Raw genomic sequence first — 1,640 nt, forward strand, 5'->3', positions numbered from 1 at the left:
CAAGGCAGGACAACACCATGAAACCGATGATGTATACCCTTAATAACTGGCAAGTGGTTACGCTGACCGGCGAGCTGGATGCGCTGTTTGTCAGCGAACATCGTGATGTATTTGAAACGCTAGCCGTGCGTGAAAGCAGCGTGTTGGCGGATCTGAGTGAGGTGCATTTTATTGATTCATCCGGCATTGGCGCGCTGGTGTTTTTATATAAGCGATTAAAAGCTAAAAATTATGATCTGGCACTGATTTGTGATAACGGTCAGCCACGAGAATTGCTTAAACTGCTGCATATCGATAACACCTTACACTGCTACAGCTCGTTGAAGGAGTTTATTATGGCCAATAATGAATAATTAAAATTTTATTTATAATTAATAATTATATCCATTCGTTCCACAACACTTTAATGCGCTGTTTTGCAGGAACGCCAAATGAAATACTATCAATGTCGTGGGTTAGCGCTGTTTTTTTTGTTACTGGCCACCGGATGTTCCCAGTGGCCTCCCCACGGCGTTGGCGGGATGGCTGAACGGCGGCCGACACAATTACCTTCGCCCTATGATTCTCCGGATAACCGTCACAATATCGAGAAAATTATTGCCTATAACAAAGAGGTCGAAAATAAACTCCATGTAATTCGACCGCAATTGCAGCAATGCATGCCCGGTCGGCTGATGCAATTGGACCAACAGAGTATATTAATCCATCGCGAGCTGCATGCCCGCCTGTGGTACGATACCTTATATAATATTGACCGACTGGATAAAAATATCCAACAAACCACCAGTGATCTGAACCAATTACAACAAAAAACAGGATGCGGAAAATCAGCGGGATATACACTCAGTAAGTGGTCATTGCTGTAATTTTGCGCCATACAAGGAGAGTGGCATGTTGTGGCTGCGGACATTAAAACTCACGGGCATCGGGATTATTGCCCTGTTTTTCTCTTTTGCGCTGTATGCGCAACCTGTCGATGACAACATTAAATTGCGACCGGGCGATCTCATTTTTATTAATTTGCCCGGTGAAAGTGCATTTGAAAATCCCTTTCAAATTACCCGCACGGGTAATGTGCGTTTACCCGAAGTAGGCGAAGTCAACCTACTCAATCTCACCTTGCCACAAGCCAGTGACAAAATTCGGCAACGTTTAAAATCCGTCTACAAAGATCTCTCTGGTTTTAGTGTCAGTATCAAAGAGCGTTTATTGCTGATTAATGTCATGGGATATGTGCGCAAACCGGGCAATTATCAGCTGCCGGAAGACGCCAATGTGCAGTTAGCCGTGGAATCAGCCGGTGGATTGGTGCCGGGAGCCCAGCTGAGTAATATTCAGGTGCAGCGTAATAACCAGAAATTGGCATTTGACTACAAACACTATCTGGATACCGGTGATAGCAGCAGCATGCCGGCACTGCAGACACTGGATACCGTTTTTGTGCCTGCGTCACCGTTAACCGGTAATGTTCAGATTGATTTTGACGCCGCAACGCTGTCCAAAAGTGGTGATGCCGCCGATGCCCAGCGGGCGGTAAAAGTATTTGGTGAGGTCAATACCCCGGGGGCCTACAGCCTAAAATCCGGTGACAGCGTCATTGATATGCTGATGCGCGCAGGCGGCGTGACACGCTATGCGGG

The 1,640-nt window shown here is 46.4% G+C and carries 3 protein-coding genes; all 3 read left to right on the plus strand.

Annotation, left to right across the window (positions count from 1 at the left end; translation table 11 throughout):
- The coding region (locus ACRC27_RS11790) for an STAS domain-containing protein (RefSeq protein ID WP_438639945.1) at positions 1-353 on the plus strand (353 nt) is incomplete at its 5' end.
- Between the two features lie 78 nt (positions 354-431).
- Positions 432-866, plus strand: coding sequence for a hypothetical protein (locus ACRC27_RS11795; protein ID WP_010863113.1), 435 nt, complete (start codon positions 432-434; stop codon positions 864-866).
- A gap of 25 nt (positions 867-891) precedes the next feature.
- On the plus strand, positions 892-1,640 hold a 749-nt coding region (locus ACRC27_RS11800), incomplete at its 3' end, for an SLBB domain-containing protein (RefSeq protein ID WP_438639946.1).

This window comes from Plesiomonas sp. (genome assembly GCF_051650925.1).
Classification (GTDB): Bacteria; Pseudomonadota; Gammaproteobacteria; order Enterobacterales; family CAMTGL01; genus Plesiomonas.